Below are 16,186 nucleotides of genomic sequence, written 5' to 3'. Positions count from 1 at the left end.
ATTTTAAAATCGGATAACAAGTAAAGATAATCGCATTATTAACGATTGATGACTTCGTCAATAATACCGTCGGCATTATTATCCCGTTCTGTACGAATTAGCGTTGCCGCGTTGTCATAATAATTGTAAGTAAATCTGTTGGTATTGCCATCCTGGTTACTGTCCATTTCTTCAGTGGCAATCTTATCCATGATATTGTAAATATTATGAAAGGTGACATTGGTCGTGCCATCGCCATCGGTATCTACATAACGGTAAGCCACTCGGCCGAAGTCGTCATATCCGATACTCGTAATAAGATCTGTGATGCCGTTACCTGTCTTATCGGTCTCTGTTGTTTCTACTTTATTCAAGTTATTATAATTGAAAGTATGCGCATACGATGAACCATCGGCATTAACCGTATTTTGAGTGCTGACAAGGTTTAATTCGTTGTATGCATATGTGTGCGTGTATGCAACTGTGCCATCGGCATCAACCTTAGACATTTCTGAGACATGTCTATATTTGTCGTATTCATAAATTGCGCGATATGTCTCGATACCTTGCGTGTTATATCTAATGGCTGCAACTCTATGACCTCGTATATCGATTAGGTATACTTGCGATGTATCAATTACGCCATCGCCATCGACATCAAACTGGTTACCTGTAATTTGTCTGGTATCACTGTAGTCGGTGTAAACGTATAGATCAATTACGCCATCAACCCCATCGATAAAACCTTTGTCAAAGCCACGCTTAACAAACTGACCAAATTCATTATATTCATAAGATAATGTACCTTCGACAATCCCGTCGCTGCCAATATCCCTTATGGCTAAAATGACCTGGCCAAGATCATTATATTGGTATGATTCGAGTTCATCTTCGATGCCGTTAGCATTACGGTCGGTATGTTTAACTGTCTTTTGACCTAAAGTATTATATTCATAACGTTCTCTGCTCTCTGGAATACCATCAAGATTGAGATCCTTAGTCAGTAGGATTAATTGCCCATCGGCGTTATATTCATATAATTCAACTTGATCATCAATGCCGTCAGCATTAACATCTTTATATACAATTGTTTTTAGGCCGGCATCATTATATTCATAGTTGAGAACCTCATCATTGATGCCATCTCCATCTAAGTCATTATTTTGAGAGGCTACTTGACCTTGTTCATTATATTGAAATGCTTCTACATTTTCACTAATGCTATCATTATCTAGATCTCTCGCTTTCGCCTCTACTAATCCTGCAGAATTATAGGCGTAAGAGAAATTAACCTCTGAAATACCATCATTATTTCTATCCGTTGATACTTTAGTGATTTGACCTGCTTCATCATATTCATATACGTCGGTCGACTCTGAAATACCATCATGATTCCAGTCTGATGTTTGCTTCGTTTTTTGACCTTGTTCATTATACTCAAATGTTTTTTCGATGTCTGGAATGCCATCTGCATTCTTATCTTCTGATTCGGCAGAAATATAGCCTGCTTGATTATATTCATACTTTAAGATTGAATCGGTCACGCCATCATTATCAAGATCAACTCTTTCTTCGATAACCTGGCCTTTATCATTCAGAGTAATATTTGAGTTTGCTCCGAACTCTGTATTATCAGAACCACAGCCAATTAATGTTAGTGATAGGATTGCTGCTAGTGGCGTTAATGCAAACTTTTTATTTATATTATTCATAGCTTTATCTTCCTTAAATCGTATAAAATAATTAAATGTAAAATTACCGGTAACTCAGTGGTTTCTTGGTTTTCACGTTATTTAACTGAGTTTGTAGCTTGGTGTGACTAAGTTATGCATGATTGTTAGCAATTATGTTAGCGGTAACTTGATTTTAAATATGCAGCATTTATGTCGATAATAAAAATAAATAGATGACAGTGTGTCGCGTTATGTGATCTGCGAGCGAAAGTCATAATGGTTGATAGTATTATTTATTTAGAGTGTTGTTTTGTTAGTGGATTATATTTTTATGAGGTGTCAGTTAGTGAACTGGTTGCTTATTGGTCAGTGAAGACGGAATGTCATACGTGGAGATTGATTTTGTAGTTAATTCATCAATGTTTAGATTTAATTGCCTAGCGGTATTAGATTTATCTCATTCGAATCTTATTTCTAATGGTTTTTTTATTTATACGCTAACCAATCTTTCCATAATATGTGACAATAACTGATTCATTTACGGGATGATTGTCATGCGCCTGCTTTATTTTGTATTAATCTTAATTCTCAGTTTATTGCTCTATCATTTTGTTGCCGGAAATAATGGCTTGATGGACTACAAACGAATCGAACGTGAAGTCGATATTCAGTATAACAATAACCAAGTTTTGCTCGAACGTAATACCGCACTCAAAAATGAAATATTAGATTTACGTAATGGTAACGATGCGATTGAAGAGCGCACGCGTAATGAGTTAGGTATGATCAAGAAAGGCGAAACCTTCTACCGTATTATTAATGATGATGACAATAATTAGGCGACAGAGATGACGGAACAATTTATCGCGGTTGTCCCAGCCGCGGGTGTTGGCGCACGTATGGGCGCAAATATTCCCAAGCAATATTTACAGCTGCACAATAAAACCGTCATTGAACACACGTTAATGGCGTTATTAAGCCACCCTCGCATTCGCCAAGTTGTGGTTGCGTTAGGGCCTGAAGATGGCTGGTTTGCCGATTTAGACATCGCTAACGACCCCGCTGTTATACGTGTAGATGGTGGTAAAGAACGCGCTGATTCAGTATTAGCGGGATTACAGGTCTGTCACGCATACCATTGGGTGCTCGTACATGATGCCGCACGACCTTGTCTTACTCACGTTGATATCGATAATTTAATTACTGGTGCTCTCGATTCTGAGCATGGTGCTATTCTTGGTAGCCAGGTTCGCGATACGATGAAGCGTACTGATGCCCAAGGTAATATCATTGCCACTGTGGATCGTGAGTTATTGTGGCATGCGTTAACGCCACAGATGTTTCCGGTTAAATTGCTGAACGATGCACTTACCACTGGTCTTGCTGATAATGCGAATATTACCGATGAAGCCTCGGCAATTGAATTACTTGGTTTAACCCCAAAAATGGTGGTTGGCCGCGCAGATAATATTAAGATAACCCGTCCTGAAGACATGCCGCTAGCGACGCTATTTTTACAGCAGCTAACGCAACAGAATAATCATGAAATGTAATGGGGAAGATAAATAATGTTTAGAATTGGCCATGGTTTTGACGTACATAAATTTGGTAATGCAGGTCCGGTAATGATTAACGGTGTCGCAATCCCTTATGAGCAAGGTTTCTTAGCGCATTCCGATGGTGATGTTGCACTACATGCAATCTGTGATGCCTTACTTGGTGCGCTAGCGCTTGGCGATATTGGCCATCACTTCCCTGATACATCAGCTGAATTTGAAAACATTGATAGCCGTATTTTATTACGAGACGTGTTTAGTAAAGTGAAAGAACTGGGTTATCGCATCGGTAACTTAGATGTCACCATCATTGCTCAAGCACCTAAGATCGCGCCCCACATTCAAGCGATGCGAGCGGTATTAAGTGATGATCTTGAAACTGACATTGGTACGGTAAATGTCAAAGCGACAACGACAGAAAAACTAGGTTTTACAGGGCGTAAAGAAGGCGTTGCATGTGAAGCGGTCGTATTATTAATGAAGAATGCGTAAGTTATTAGTAAAGAATAGATAAGCGAAATTAAATTAATGCAAACTAACCCTAATGTGGAGAACACAATGCTTCCTGAATTTGAATATTTATACGGCAAACCTACTATCACAGGTTTTATTAAGCAGGAAGCTGCCGATTTTGTGGTTATTGAAGACCTTGGCTTTGAGTTAACAGGTGAAGGTGAACATATCTTTATCTCGATCCGTAAAGAGGGAGAAAATACCCAATATGTGGCTCGTGCATTAGCGAAAGCCGCTGGTGTGGCAGATAAACATGTTAGCTATGCAGGCCTGAAAGATCGCCATGCTATTACGGAACAATGGTTTGGCATTCACATGCCGGGTAAAGAAACGCCTGATTTTTCGAGTGTTGAAACAGAGCAGATTACAGTACTCAAAATTGTACGTCATAACAAAAAATTGCGTACCGGTGCACTTAAAGGTAATCAGTTTACTTTAAAAATGACGGATTTAAGCAGTACTGATGGCCTCGTGGAACGTTTAGAAAATATAAAAACAGTCGGTGTGCCGAATTACTTTGGTGAGCAGCGCTTTGGCCGTAATGGCAGTAATATCGATTGTGCAAAAGAGATGTTTGCTGGTAAAAAAATTAGAGACCGTAACAAGCGTAGTTTTTATATTTCTGCTGCCCGTAGTTTGATATTCAATCAGGTTGTGAGTCAGCGTATTAGCCAGGCAAAATGGCAAACCCCAATGCCAGGTGATTGCTTGATTTTACAAGGTTCGAACTCATTCTTTACCGAAGAGACCTTAACGGCCGATATCATTGAGCGTGTTGCGCAAGGTGCTCTGAAATTATCTGCACCGTTAGTGGGTAAAGGCAATAGTAGTGCGATGAGTGACGCGTTAGCATTTGAAGATACTATCATCGCGCAATATCCAGAATTGCTTGAAGGACTTGTTGCTGCTGGCTTACGCCAAGAACGTAAAGCGTTAATATTACGCCCGCAAAACTTTAGCTATGAACTTGCTGAGAATAGCCTAACGGTGAGTTTCTATCTGCCATCAGGTTGTTTTGCAACAAGTGTGGTGCGTGAATTAATTGAAGAAAAATTTGTTGTTCGTCATTTTGACCAAGAAGTTAAATCAGGAGACGTATGATCCAACTGGGTAATACAGGAGTAGCAGGGCAGCGTATAAAATCGTTGCTTGAACAACAAGGAATTAGTGCACCGAGTGTATTGGCTGCAATACAGGATACGCCACGAGACTATTTTGTCGAAGAGGCATTTGCATTGCAGGCATGGGGTAATCAAGCCTTGCCGATTGGTGCAGGTCAGACGATCTCCCAACCTTATATTGTCGCTAGAATGACGGAACTGTTAATGCAAAGCAAGCCACAGCGGGTGCTGGAGATTGGCACTGGTTCGGGTTATCAAACGGCTATCCTCGCGCAAGTGTTTCCCCGTATTTACTCGGTAGAGCGTATTCAAGCACTACAGTGGCAAGCAAAAAGACGATTAAAGAATTTGGACCTGCATAACGTGATGATGAAATACGGTGATGGCTGGCAAGGCTGGCAAAGTAAAGCGCCATTTGATGCTATTATCGTGACGGCTGCGCCTGCGGAAGTACCGCAAGCACTATTAACGCAATTAGCCGATGGTGGTCAGCTGATTCTTCCCTTAGGTGTCGAATCTCAAGTATTACAAGTGATCACTCGCAATGGTGATAGCTACACCAGTCAGAATGTTGAAAATGTACGCTTTGTGCCTTTAGTACAAGGTGACTTAGCGTGAGTATAAAATGGCATCATATTGCGCTGTATTTTCTGCTCGCGCAGTTAGTCGGTTGCTCTACTGCCAATCATAGCCCTGCACCTGTAACGAGTGTTCAGGGTTATAAAACTGAACTTAGATCTCGTATTTATGCATCGAGTTATCGTGTTAAAAAAGGCGATACCCTGTATGCGATAGCATGGCGAAGTAATCAAGATTTTAAATTTTTAGCGGCTTTAAATAAGATCCCTAACTCTTATGAAATTTACCCCGGCCAGGTATTAAAACTACAGGGTAAAATACCCACGCCAGTTTATAAAAAACCGGTCTCGGTGAAAGTCGCTACAACGTCTAGCAGCAATAACAATAGCGCCAAAACCAGTATTAAAGCGCCATCAAAACCATTAGCTAAACCTGCAACGACCAAAACGGTTGTCGCGAAAGCCCCTGTCCGATCACCGGTAAAAACTAAACCACCAGTGAAGCCTAAGCCTCCAGTGAAAGTGAAACCTGTGGTGAAGCCAAAAACCGTGGTGAGTAACAACCAATTGAAATGGGGATGGCCGGCGTCAGGCAAATTAATTAGTACTTATTCGACGAGTAAATCAGGGCAGCAAGGCGTTAATATTGGCGGCAGCTTAGGACGCAACGTGATTGCTTCTGAAAATGGCCGAGTGGTTTATTCTGGTAATGGTTTACGTGGTTACGGTAACTTAATCATCATCAAGCATAATGATGACTACCTAAGCGCATATGCCTACAACCAAAAGTTATTAGTGAAAGAGCAACAATGGGTTAAGGCGGGTCAGAAGATCGCAACCATGGGTAATACAGGCCCCAATTCAGGTGCTGAATTGTATTTTGAGATCCGTTTTCGTGGTAAACCTGTTAACCCAATGCGTTACTTGCCTAAGCGTTAGCTCGACTGAAACTAGTTTATTAGGCTAGTCTTAATAAGCTATTTACTTCAGTCAGGAGGCAATTCGTAATGGGCAAGATAACTGACGCAAATAAGTTAAACGTTACAGGTAATGAAGTATCTGATAACGCTAAAAAAGCACAGCCAGGGATGGATATATTTGAAGATGAACACCTCGTTCCTAATGATGCCAAAAGCTTAGATGCTACGCAGCTTTATCTTGGGGAAATTGGTTTTTCGCCGTTGTTAACCGCAGAAGAAGAAGTTTTTTATGCGCGGCGTGCATTACGTGGTGATGCGAGTTCACGCAAGCGTATGATCGAGAGTAATTTACGTTTAGTGGTTAAAATTGCCAGACGCTATAATAACCGTGGCCTGGCTTTATTAGATTTGATCGAAGAAGGTAATCTTGGTCTTATTCGCGCGGTCGAAAAGTTTGATCCCGAGCGTGGCTTTCGTTTCTCGACTTATGCCACATGGTGGATCAGGCAGACGATTGAACGTGCCATCATGAACCAAACCCGCACTATCCGCTTACCTATTCATGTCGTTAAAGAGCTTAATGTTTACCTGCGCGCCGCGCGTGAATTAGCGCATGAATTAGATCATGAACCTACCGCTGAAGACATCGCTGATAAATTAGATAAACCCGTTGCTGATGTCAGTAAAATGCTACGTTTGAATGAACGAATAAGTTCGGTTGATACCCCGATTGGTGGCGATTCTGAAAAAGCATTATTAGATATAATATCCGATGAAAAAGGTGATGGCCCCGAAAGTTGCACCCAAAATGATGATATTAAATTTAGTATTGTGCGTTGGCTTGAAGAGTTGAATCCGAAACAACGCGAGGTGCTCGCGAGGCGCTTTGGCTTGTTAGGTTATGATGCATCAACGCTTGAAGATGTCGGCCGAGAAATCGGTTTAACGCGTGAACGTGTGCGGCAGATTCAGGTTGAGGCGCTGCGCCGCTTACGTGAAGTGCTGGCCTTGCAAGGCTTATCAGTTGAAGCCCTATTCACGATTTAGGCGATGGACTTTATCGGTTAAATAGATGTGGTGTGCAGGAGTGATTGCTTGTTAAGATACTGAGTCGTCACTCATTAAGATGCTACCTAGTCTTAATCGTTAGCACTTCAATCAGTCTTTATTCTTATTTTATTAAAACCAGTCATACTATTCATACATTTCTAGTATCTTAATAACCCTCTGCAAACATGGATTGTTTAAGGAAGGTTATGCTATCAACTCGTTTTTTACTTCGATTGTTATTCACTTTGTCTTGTGTGTTATTCGTCTCGTCTTGTTCTACACAGCGGTTATTTATTAACAGTGATATTCCTGTGATTGCAGATGATGCTAAATTCATTTTACTGCCCACCGTCATACACGGGTTATCTGGATCTAAGGTAGAAAAAGAATCGGTTCTTTATGCGTCTTTTAATATGGCCTTTGGCGAGCGAAAAATTGATACACCACAGTTGTCAACGCGACTTAAGATGAATGGTTTTGGCGATGTCTCTTGGCAGATGAGTCATGCGATGCACCGCATCGTTACCGAGCAAGATTGTTTTAGTTATACGCAAGCATATCAACTCGGATTGGAAAATGGTCAGGTGAACAGTAAATTTAGAGCGCTAGGCCGAGATCTTGAACAATTAAGCGAGTGGTTGAAGCAAGCTTATCAATTAATGTCTGTACCTGAGTATATTGTCGTGGCACATATTGACAGTATGGGCGTATCTAATGCAGGTAAACTGATTAAATATCGGGTGATAGCTGGCATTTACTCGACTCAACGCCAGGCGTTAGAAAGGGTGGTTAGCTACGTAACAGAAAGCCCAAATCACCAAGCAACCATTTTACATGATCTCGATAATTTAGGCTTTTTAATTTACCGTGAACTTTTTACTTTAAGTACAAGTGGTTAAGCATTAATGGTTAAGTAGAAATGCTTAATTAAAGTTGTTCTTTTAAACGATATAACATCTCTAATGCTTCACGCGGCGTCAAGTTATCAACGTTCAATGCACTCAAGTCATCAATCACCGGATGTGCCGCTGGTTGCATTTCAACTTGTGGGCGTTCACCTGCAGCGACGGGATGTTGTGCATTAAGCTCTAACTCATGTAATTTAACTTTAGCGGCATGGATAACTGTTTTTGGTACGCCAGCGAGCGCTGCAACTTGTAAGCCATAGCTGCGATCTGCAGCACCATCTTGTACGGCGTGCATAAACACAATCGAGTCGCCGTGTTCAACCGCATCTAAATGCACATTGACGAGACTCGGATGCTGTTCTGTTAACGTCGTTAATTCAAAATAGTGGGTAGCAAATAGCGTGTAGGCTTGGATCTTATTCGTTAGATACTCAGCACAAGCCCAAGCAAGTGATAAACCATCGTAGGTACTTGTACCACGACCAATTTCATCCATCAATACCAGGCTGTTCGCCGTGGCATTATGCAAGATGTTCGCGGTTTCCGTCATTTCGACCATGAAGGTTGAACGACCAGATGCCAAATCATCTGACGCACCAATACGCGTGAAGATACGATCGATTAACGATGTCGTCACTTGTTCTGCAGGGACAAAGCTACCGATGTGCGCCATCAATGTGATTAATGCGGTTTGACGCATATATGTTGATTTACCACCCATGTTTGGACCCGTAATGATTAACATACGACGTTCAGGGTTGAGCTGTACCGGATTGGCAATAAACGGTTCGGTCATCACTTGCTCAACGACAGGGTGGCGACCATTAGTAATATCGATACCCGGTTTCACGCTAATGGTTGGACGACAGTAGTTTAAAGTTTCTGCGCGTTCAGCAAAGTTACACAATACATCGAGTTCAGATAATGCCGCAGCACTGTCTTGTAATGCCGGAATGTAGGGTAATAACTTATCTAATAGTTGTTCGTATAGCTGCTTTTCTAACGCCAGTGATTTACCTTGGCTGCTTAGCACTTTGTCTTCGTGTTCTTTCAGCTCAGGGATAATATAGCGTTCAGTATTTTTCAGCGTTTGACGGCGGATATAATGTACTGGTACCTGATCTGATTGCAGGCGGCTCACTTCGATGAAATAACCGTGTACGCGGTTATAACCCACTTTTAAAGTCGGAATACCGGTCTGCTGTTTTTCACGTTCTTCTAACGCGTGTAAGTAATCAGTCGCGCCTTGGCTTAGTTCACGCCATTCATCGAGTTCTTTATTATAACCAGGGGCAATCACGCCACCATCTCGAATTAATACCGGAGGGTTGTCGATAACCGCAAAGCTTAATAACGTTTCAAGCTCACTAAATTCACCAGCGAGTTGTTGCAATGAAATTAAGTGTTCTGCTGTGTGCTCCGCAAGCAAAGTTTGCAGTTCTGGCAATTGCTGGAATGCATTACGTAAACGTACCAAATCGCGTGGACGAGCAGATCGCAGTGATAAACGGGCAATGATACGCTCGATATCACCAATAGTACGTAGCACGGGTTGGATGCTGTTTAATGCGCCAACATCCAATAACGATTGAATGCTCGATTGGCGTTGTTCTAATACCAAACTATCGCGGACTGGTTGATGTAACCAGCGTTTTAGTAGGCGACTACCCATCGGGGTTGAAGTATGATCAAGTATTTCTGCTAGGGTATTATCAGTGCCGCCAGATAAGTTTTGCGTCAGTTCTAAATTACGACGTGTCGCAGCATCCATGACGACCATCTGCTCGGTTTGTTCAAGCTTGATGGCTCGGATATGCGGCAATGCGGTGCGCTGGGTTTCTTTGACATACTGCATTAAGCAGCCTGCTGCACATAATGCGACAGGTGAATTTTCAACACCAAAACCAACCAAATCTTTCGTGCCAAACTGTTGGCATAAAACGTTGCGGCCAGTTTGTAAATCAAACTCCCATTCAGGACGACGACGTAGACCTTTAAGATGTTTAATATGTTGAACAGATTCAAACGACTCACAATACAACAACTCAGCAGGCTCCGTTCGCTGTAGTTCTGCCAGTAAGGTTTCTTCAGAGTTAAACTGGTTAATCAGGAAACGACCACTGCCCATATCAAGAGTCGCATAACCAAAGGTACTACCGTCATGAAATAGTGCGGCGAGTAGATTATCATTACGCTCGGTTAATAAGGCTTCATCACTGACGGTGCCTGGTGTCACAATACGGACTACTTTGCGTTCAACTGGGCCTTTTGAGGTCGCTGGGTCGCCAATTTGCTCACAGATAGCAACCGATTCGCCACTACGTACTAGCTTTGCTAGGTAGCCTTCCAATGAATGATAAGGAATACCCGCCATTGGGATAGGGTTACCATTTGACTTACCACGCTTGGTTAAAGAGATACCTAAAAGCTGCGAGGCCTTTTTAGCATCATCATAAAATAACTCGTAAAAGTCACCCATACGATAAAACAATAAGATATCGGGTTGCTCAGCTTTTAACTTAAAAAATTGCTGCATCATAGGCGTGTGATTAGGTAAGTCTTTAGGTGCAAGAAAGTCAGGTTGCATAGCGGCTCGGTTCTGAAAAAATAATTGTAGCTATAATAACAATGCTAAAGCATGGTGGCGACTGTATTTTCTTATAGATAAATATGCGCTATGAATTATTTTTAAAAAAATATTATTTTATTGCTTGATACTGTATGAACGAACAGTATACTTAGGCTATAAAATTAAATACTCGATTATGCCTCAGGGGAATAAAATGGACGCGAATAAAGAAAAAGCCTTAGCTGCTGCACTTGGACAAATTGAAAAGCAATTTGGTAAAGGTTCGATCATGAAGCTAGGTGATAACCGTACCATGGATGTGGAAACAGTTTCTACTGGTTCACTTTCTCTTGATATCGCATTGGGTGCTGGTGGTTTGCCGATGGGACGTATCGTAGAGATCTACGGTCCTGAATCAAGTGGTAAAACGACGTTAACATTAGAAGTTATCGCATCTGCACAGCGTGATGGTAAAATCTGTGCCTTTATCGATGCTGAGCATGCACTAGATCCTATCTATGCTGGTAAGTTAGGCGTTGATATTAATGAATTATTAGTATCGCAACCAGATACTGGTGAGCAAGCATTAGAAATTTGTGACATGTTAGCACGCTCTGGCGCTGTTGATATTATCGTAATCGATTCTGTAGCGGCACTAACACCAAAAGCTGAAATCGAAGGCGACATGGGCGATAGCCACATGGGTCTGCAAGCACGTATGTTATCGCAAGCTATGCGTAAACTAACGGGTAACTTAAAAACGACTAACACTATGTGTATCTTCATTAACCAAATCCGTATGAAGATTGGTGTAATGTTTGGTTCACCAGAAACAACAACGGGCGGTAACGCACTTAAATTCTACGCGTCAGTACGTTTAGATATCCGTCGTATTGGTTCAGTGAAAGACGGCGACGAGATCACGGGTAATGAAACACGTGTTAAAGTTGTGAAAAACAAAATTGCAGCACCGTTTAGACAAGCTGAATTCCAAATCCTATACGGTAAAGGTTTTAACCGTAACGGTGAATTAATTGACCTAGGCGTTAAAGAAAAACTAATTGAAAAAGCCGGCGCCTGGTACTCATACAAAGGTGAGAAAATCGGTCAAGGTAAAGCGAAATCAACGCAATTCCTTATCGACAATCCTGCTATTGCCGCTGAAATCGATGGTTTGATCCGTGATAATCTGCTTGGTAATAAAGAGGAAGAAGTAGCAACTGTTAATACACCTGAAACTGAAAACGAATTTTAATTTGCTGTCAATTTACACTGCCTATCATGGGTAATAGCTAACGGTTAGTTTTAATCGGCGAGTGTAGATGACACAAATATGATTAATGAAAAAGGCTAGTATGCGAATACTAGCCTTTTTGTTATTTTTTATTTAGGTTATTAGCCTAGGTATTAGTTAGGTCATTGTTTAGGGCGCTTCATATCGACTTCTGCATCGACTTTCCGCATCGATTTTTTGACCATGACCACCCCCGTCAACGCCATTAATGCCAATAATCCCAAGCCGATATAGCCAAACCACTGATCAAATACCTTATTACCCGTCCAGCGTAGATAGTGAATATCATACATAGTGTTGAAGAATCGACTGTCCGCACCTTGTTGGCGCAGGCTTAGCCGTGACCAGTCAAACATCAGCTTTACCTTCGTATTCGTCACTGCGACCCCATCTTGATAGCTTAATACTGAGCCATAGCGTGCTGGATTATGCTTTATCGCATCTTGTAATAAATTGATGATGCTTTGTGAGCTTGGCTCTGACAGCGTTTGGTTATCTAAAGGATTAATGTGTAGCCATTTATTAGCTACTTTAACCCGATAGTGACTGCCTAAAATGCTGCGATTAATCGCGATAGCTTGCCACTCAACCAGCGGCGACAGCGGTAAGGTCGAATCGAGTGGGTAACTGATTATTTGTAATTGTTCATAGGCATTTTTATAGCCGGGTTTAACTAAAAAAAAGGCACCAGTAAGCGCCCATAAAACCACTGGTAATATTAATAAATAGCCAAGGTAGCGGTGTAGTATGTAAATATTCATTCGGTCTATTAAAGAAAGAGTCGTTGCCGCTATTTTACGGTTTAATAATAAAAAGACCAGTTTAGGGCATTATTATCAATGCCTTTTATGATTAAATAACATTTATTTTTACATAAGGCGCATTGGTGATGCACTAGAATGTGAAAGATGTCTGAGCGACCATTCCATAAGTATTGTCTTCGCTGATCATACCCGTTACATCAATATTAAATGCACTTAAAGGTGATAGCCCCATACCAAATGTCACTTGGTTACTGTCGTTTTCATTTAAATCATAGCGGAATCGAGCGAACCATCATCAGTAATTTGAGCGCCTATCGCAGGGAGTAGTAACCCAAAATCATCCGTTTGAGAATAACGAGCCAGTAGCGCAGGATTCATTAAGGGGGCACTGAGATAGTGTGCGGATGCGACACCCGTGCCACCCATCGCATCACTGCGTGATTGAAAGTACTGTTGGGCTGCGTGGAGTGATGATATATAACTGCTAGAAAGGGTGAGATAAATGAGCGTCGACAGTGTGTGTTTCTTCATTGCGTATCCTTACAAGTTCGAGATTGTTATCGCGGGCTCGATGCAGTACGGCATTCTCTAAATCGACCTGTGTACTTATAGAGGATAAGCGTAAATATATTTTTTGACGGTTATTGATGCGAGTTAAATAACACAAAAGCACCTTCTAAAAGGTGCTTTTAACATGCATTAATACAATGTATTGAAAACTATCAATCTGGGTGCATTTTGTGGTGTTATTTTATTATGTGATCATGCTCAATAATTTAAAATTTAGCCGATACTTGTAATACAAATCCGTCGATACCGTAGGGTGCATCGTCTCCAGTGGTCTTTGCTGAATTGAGGCCGCCATCGCTAAATCCACCGTCTTGATAGACAGTATAAGCACCGTTTTTACTGACTGTTGCTGCAAGGTCTATGTGGACTAAGTTCATTGGTGAAATACCAAAACCTAAAGTATATAAATCTTCGCGGATATCATTCAAATCATGACGAATACCAGCGCGTAATTGTAAGAAATCAAATACATTTGCTTCAATACCTGCGCGAGCATAGCGAGACTCACTGTTACTTTCAAAACCAATGGCATCATTTAAGTCCATTTCTGCCGTCAATGTTGCATAGTTATGGTGCAGTGAAAAACCCGCTGTGACCAATGGCGCTAGTGTGAACAGCATTTTTTCATCGGCTTGGTTGATCCCTTTATAGGCTGTTGTTTCTATTTCTAGATCTTTCTTTAGCATGTTACGACCACTGACAGCTACTCGGAAAGTATCATAAAAATCAATCGCAACACCGGCATCAAGGTTGAAATGGCTTTGCTTGTCTAAGCCATCAAGGAAGCCATCTTCAAATTCAGAAAGGCCATCGTCATTGATTGAAATGTCATAACTGTAAGTATCGATACGTTGATATTTTGGTGATATGCCAATAGAGACTGTGGCGATATCTGCATCCCAATTCATTGATAGCGCGAGGCCTAGATCTGAGATGGATACGCCTGCCAGGTTAACTTTACTATCAAGATCCCCCAAATTTTGGCCATTGGCTAAGTCAATATCACTTTGACTGACTTTCGCTGTAGCGATGCTCGTCATGTAAGAGTTACCGAAGAAAGCCATTGATAAAGCCTTGCTTGGTAATGCAATTGCAAAGCTCGTTCCCGCATTGACTCCCATGCGCTGGCCATCAAATTCACCCAGTGCATTAGCATAGGCAGCGGCAGTTAATACATTGGTATTATTGTCATAAGCATCTTGGGCTGTTTTGACATTATCTAGCGCCCCTAAAAATGCACTAGAAGTGTCGGTTTGGACACCAAAAGAAGTTGGCGCATAACGTGGATTACCATCATCACTATATGGAATAGCAGGCAAGATAACACCAATGTGATCTGTTTTACCTTGGCCTAATAATGCAGGGTTTACAAACGCAGCTGTTACAAAATCGGAAGATGCAACACCGGCACCGCCCATTGCATCGTTACGCGCATCAAAATACAACTGAGCAGCAAAAGTGGTTGGTGCAATCGCGCACGTAAGTGCTGAAATAATAACTATACGTTTCATATCAATCCCTGATTTTATCATGTGTCGATTAATCCGTTAATCAACAGCGTTTTGCGAGAATAAACCTTAAGTGATGTTTATTACTTGATGAACAAATATTAGCATTGGATGGGCTGAACTTAAGTTTGATGTTAAGTACTAGTTTATGGGATGGAATTTGTGATCTTGATCTTTTCGTTTGAATTAACGTCGATTTCGTGAGATTGGTTTGGTCAGTCTTGTATCTCTTTAATATAGCGAGTATAAATAGCTGAACTCATCACGAGATACTAAATTTTTTAATCCGAACACTGTATCCAGCATGTATTGGACCGAGTTGAAGTAGCAAAGTATGAGGTAATGATTTCATACTTTATTATCCTTTTGCCGATATAGATGATAATCGAACTCGAGTGGGCATTCTCACAGTGACCTTTAAATAAATAGCTTAAGTTAATGGCTTTAAGTAAATGTCGTCTTAAATTGAGAATGTTTAACTATTATTGAAAGAATGAAAACAATAAATTAAGAGGTTATTTCTGTGCTAGAAACAAACTATGAACAGCAATTATTGAAATTATTACCTTGGCAGAAAGTTAGCTTTATTACGGCACTTGCTGAACGTAGCTACCCTAACTATAAGTTATTTTCTGAAGCCTGTGAAACAGGAGATGCGCCGCAATTTCGTTCATCACTGGATCTGTTTTGGGAGTCGCTAACAGTTAAGAGCAGTAAGATTAACTTTGCTATTCAATTAGACCGATTCGAACCAATTATTCCAAATGTCGATAAATTTGATGTTTATGGTGTTTATCCGGCGCTTGATGCTTGTGTCATACTGAACAGTGCATTTAATAGTTTAGTTGGACCAGATCCAGACGTGAACGAAGCTGTTAATGCTTCACGTGTATCTATTGGTACTGTCGCGAGTTATTTGGAAGCGCTAGCAGGCGAAGAACTTGATGAAGACGAAATGTTTGCTGATGAACTAATGAAAGAAGAGTTTGAATTTCAACAAGCGATTTTAGACCTATTAACCGTACAGAAATCGCCTGATAGTATAAAAGCAATACGCCACTGTGCCAAAAATGATGGCATTTCTAATATTGGTATTACCTTAGATTAATTAATTGAAATATCATTAAACAGGCGTCAGCACTGGTATTCAGGGCTGTCGTGGCTGGTTGTCACGAAAATTGTA

15 protein-coding genes are annotated in these 16,186 nt (G+C 41.1%); 10 read left to right on the top strand and 5 right to left on the bottom strand.

Annotation, left to right across the window (positions count from 1 at the left end):
• Positions 1-38: 38 nt before the first annotated feature.
• Complete coding sequence (locus JFU56_RS13415) at positions 39-1,691, bottom strand: hypothetical protein (protein ID WP_198437803.1); 1,653 nt, start codon at positions 1,689-1,691, stop codon at positions 39-41.
• A gap of 515 nt (positions 1,692-2,206) precedes the next feature.
• Between JFU56_RS13415 and ftsB the strand changes: the two genes are divergently transcribed.
• The 8 genes from ftsB (at position 2,207) to JFU56_RS13375 (ending at position 8,289) form a co-directional block, all read left to right on the top strand.
• Positions 2,207-2,491 carry a cell division protein FtsB gene (gene ftsB / locus JFU56_RS13410; protein WP_198437802.1) on the top strand — a complete coding sequence of 95 codons (285 nt, stop codon included), beginning with the start codon at positions 2,207-2,209 and terminating at the stop codon, positions 2,489-2,491.
• A 9-nt stretch (positions 2,492-2,500) separates the two neighbouring features.
• Complete coding sequence (gene ispD / locus JFU56_RS13405) at positions 2,501-3,205, top strand: 2-C-methyl-D-erythritol 4-phosphate cytidylyltransferase (RefSeq protein ID WP_198437801.1); 705 nt, start codon at positions 2,501-2,503, stop codon at positions 3,203-3,205.
• 15 nt (positions 3,206-3,220) lie between these two features.
• The gene (gene ispF / locus JFU56_RS13400; protein ID WP_198437800.1) at positions 3,221-3,700 is read left to right on the top strand and encodes a 2-C-methyl-D-erythritol 2,4-cyclodiphosphate synthase; all 480 of its coding nucleotides are present in this window, start codon (positions 3,221-3,223) and stop codon (positions 3,698-3,700) included.
• 66 nt (positions 3,701-3,766) lie between these two features.
• Positions 3,767-4,822: a tRNA pseudouridine(13) synthase TruD gene (gene truD / locus JFU56_RS13395; protein ID WP_198437799.1), complete on the top strand. Its 1,056-nt coding sequence runs from the start codon at positions 3,767-3,769 to the stop codon at positions 4,820-4,822.
• Positions 4,819-5,460 (top strand): protein-L-isoaspartate(D-aspartate) O-methyltransferase, encoded by a 642-nt coding sequence (locus tag JFU56_RS13390; RefSeq protein ID WP_198437798.1) that lies wholly within the window; start codon positions 4,819-4,821, stop codon positions 5,458-5,460. Before truD ends, JFU56_RS13390 begins: the two co-directional genes overlap by 4 nt.
• Positions 5,457-6,359, top strand: coding sequence for a peptidoglycan DD-metalloendopeptidase family protein (locus JFU56_RS13385; protein WP_198437797.1), 903 nt, complete (start codon positions 5,457-5,459; stop codon positions 6,357-6,359). The genes JFU56_RS13390 and JFU56_RS13385 overlap by 4 nt, the downstream gene beginning before the upstream one ends.
• A gap of 68 nt (positions 6,360-6,427) precedes the next feature.
• Positions 6,428-7,387, top strand: coding sequence for an RNA polymerase sigma factor RpoS (gene rpoS / locus JFU56_RS13380; protein WP_198437796.1), 960 nt, complete (start codon positions 6,428-6,430; stop codon positions 7,385-7,387).
• A gap of 209 nt (positions 7,388-7,596) precedes the next feature.
• Positions 7,597-8,289: an RNA polymerase subunit sigma gene (locus tag JFU56_RS13375; protein ID WP_198437795.1), complete on the top strand. Its 693-nt coding sequence runs from the start codon at positions 7,597-7,599 to the stop codon at positions 8,287-8,289.
• A 28-nt stretch (positions 8,290-8,317) separates the two neighbouring features.
• Here JFU56_RS13375 and mutS read toward each other — a convergent pair whose 3' ends face one another.
• Complete coding sequence (gene mutS, locus JFU56_RS13370) at positions 8,318-10,885, bottom strand: DNA mismatch repair protein MutS (RefSeq protein WP_198437794.1); 2,568 nt, start codon at positions 10,883-10,885, stop codon at positions 8,318-8,320.
• 178 nt (positions 10,886-11,063) lie between these two features.
• Between mutS and recA the strand changes: the two genes are divergently transcribed.
• Entirely contained in the window at positions 11,064-12,122 is a 1,059-nt protein-coding gene (recA, locus tag JFU56_RS13365) for a recombinase RecA (protein ID WP_198437793.1), read from the top strand.
• Between the two features lie 161 nt (positions 12,123-12,283).
• On the opposite strand, the gene JFU56_RS13360 is transcribed toward recA, so the two are convergent.
• The 3 genes from JFU56_RS13360 to traF (JFU56_RS13350) form a co-directional block, all read right to left on the bottom strand.
• Positions 12,284-12,922, bottom strand: coding sequence for a PepSY domain-containing protein (locus JFU56_RS13360; protein ID WP_198437792.1), 639 nt, complete (start codon positions 12,920-12,922; stop codon positions 12,284-12,286).
• A gap of 267 nt (positions 12,923-13,189) precedes the next feature.
• Positions 13,190-13,456 (bottom strand): conjugal transfer protein TraF, encoded by a 267-nt coding sequence (gene traF / locus JFU56_RS13355; RefSeq protein WP_198437791.1) that lies wholly within the window; start codon positions 13,454-13,456, stop codon positions 13,190-13,192.
• A 245-nt stretch (positions 13,457-13,701) separates the two neighbouring features.
• Positions 13,702-15,006 (bottom strand): conjugal transfer protein TraF, encoded by a 1,305-nt coding sequence (traF, locus tag JFU56_RS13350; protein WP_198437790.1) that lies wholly within the window; start codon positions 15,004-15,006, stop codon positions 13,702-13,704.
• A gap of 520 nt (positions 15,007-15,526) precedes the next feature.
• Here traF (JFU56_RS13350) and JFU56_RS13345 point away from each other — a divergent pair.
• Positions 15,527-16,111, top strand: a complete 585-nt coding sequence (locus JFU56_RS13345) for a YjaG family protein (protein WP_198437789.1) — start codon at positions 15,527-15,529, stop codon at positions 16,109-16,111.
• Positions 16,112-16,186: the final 75 nt, after the last annotated feature.

It is taken from the genome of Moritella sp. F3 (genome assembly GCF_015082335.1).
Lineage (GTDB): Bacteria > Pseudomonadota > Gammaproteobacteria > Enterobacterales > Moritellaceae > Moritella.
The sequence above is the reverse complement of the archived record's forward strand: the minus strand, read 5'-3'. Positions and strand labels throughout refer to the sequence as shown.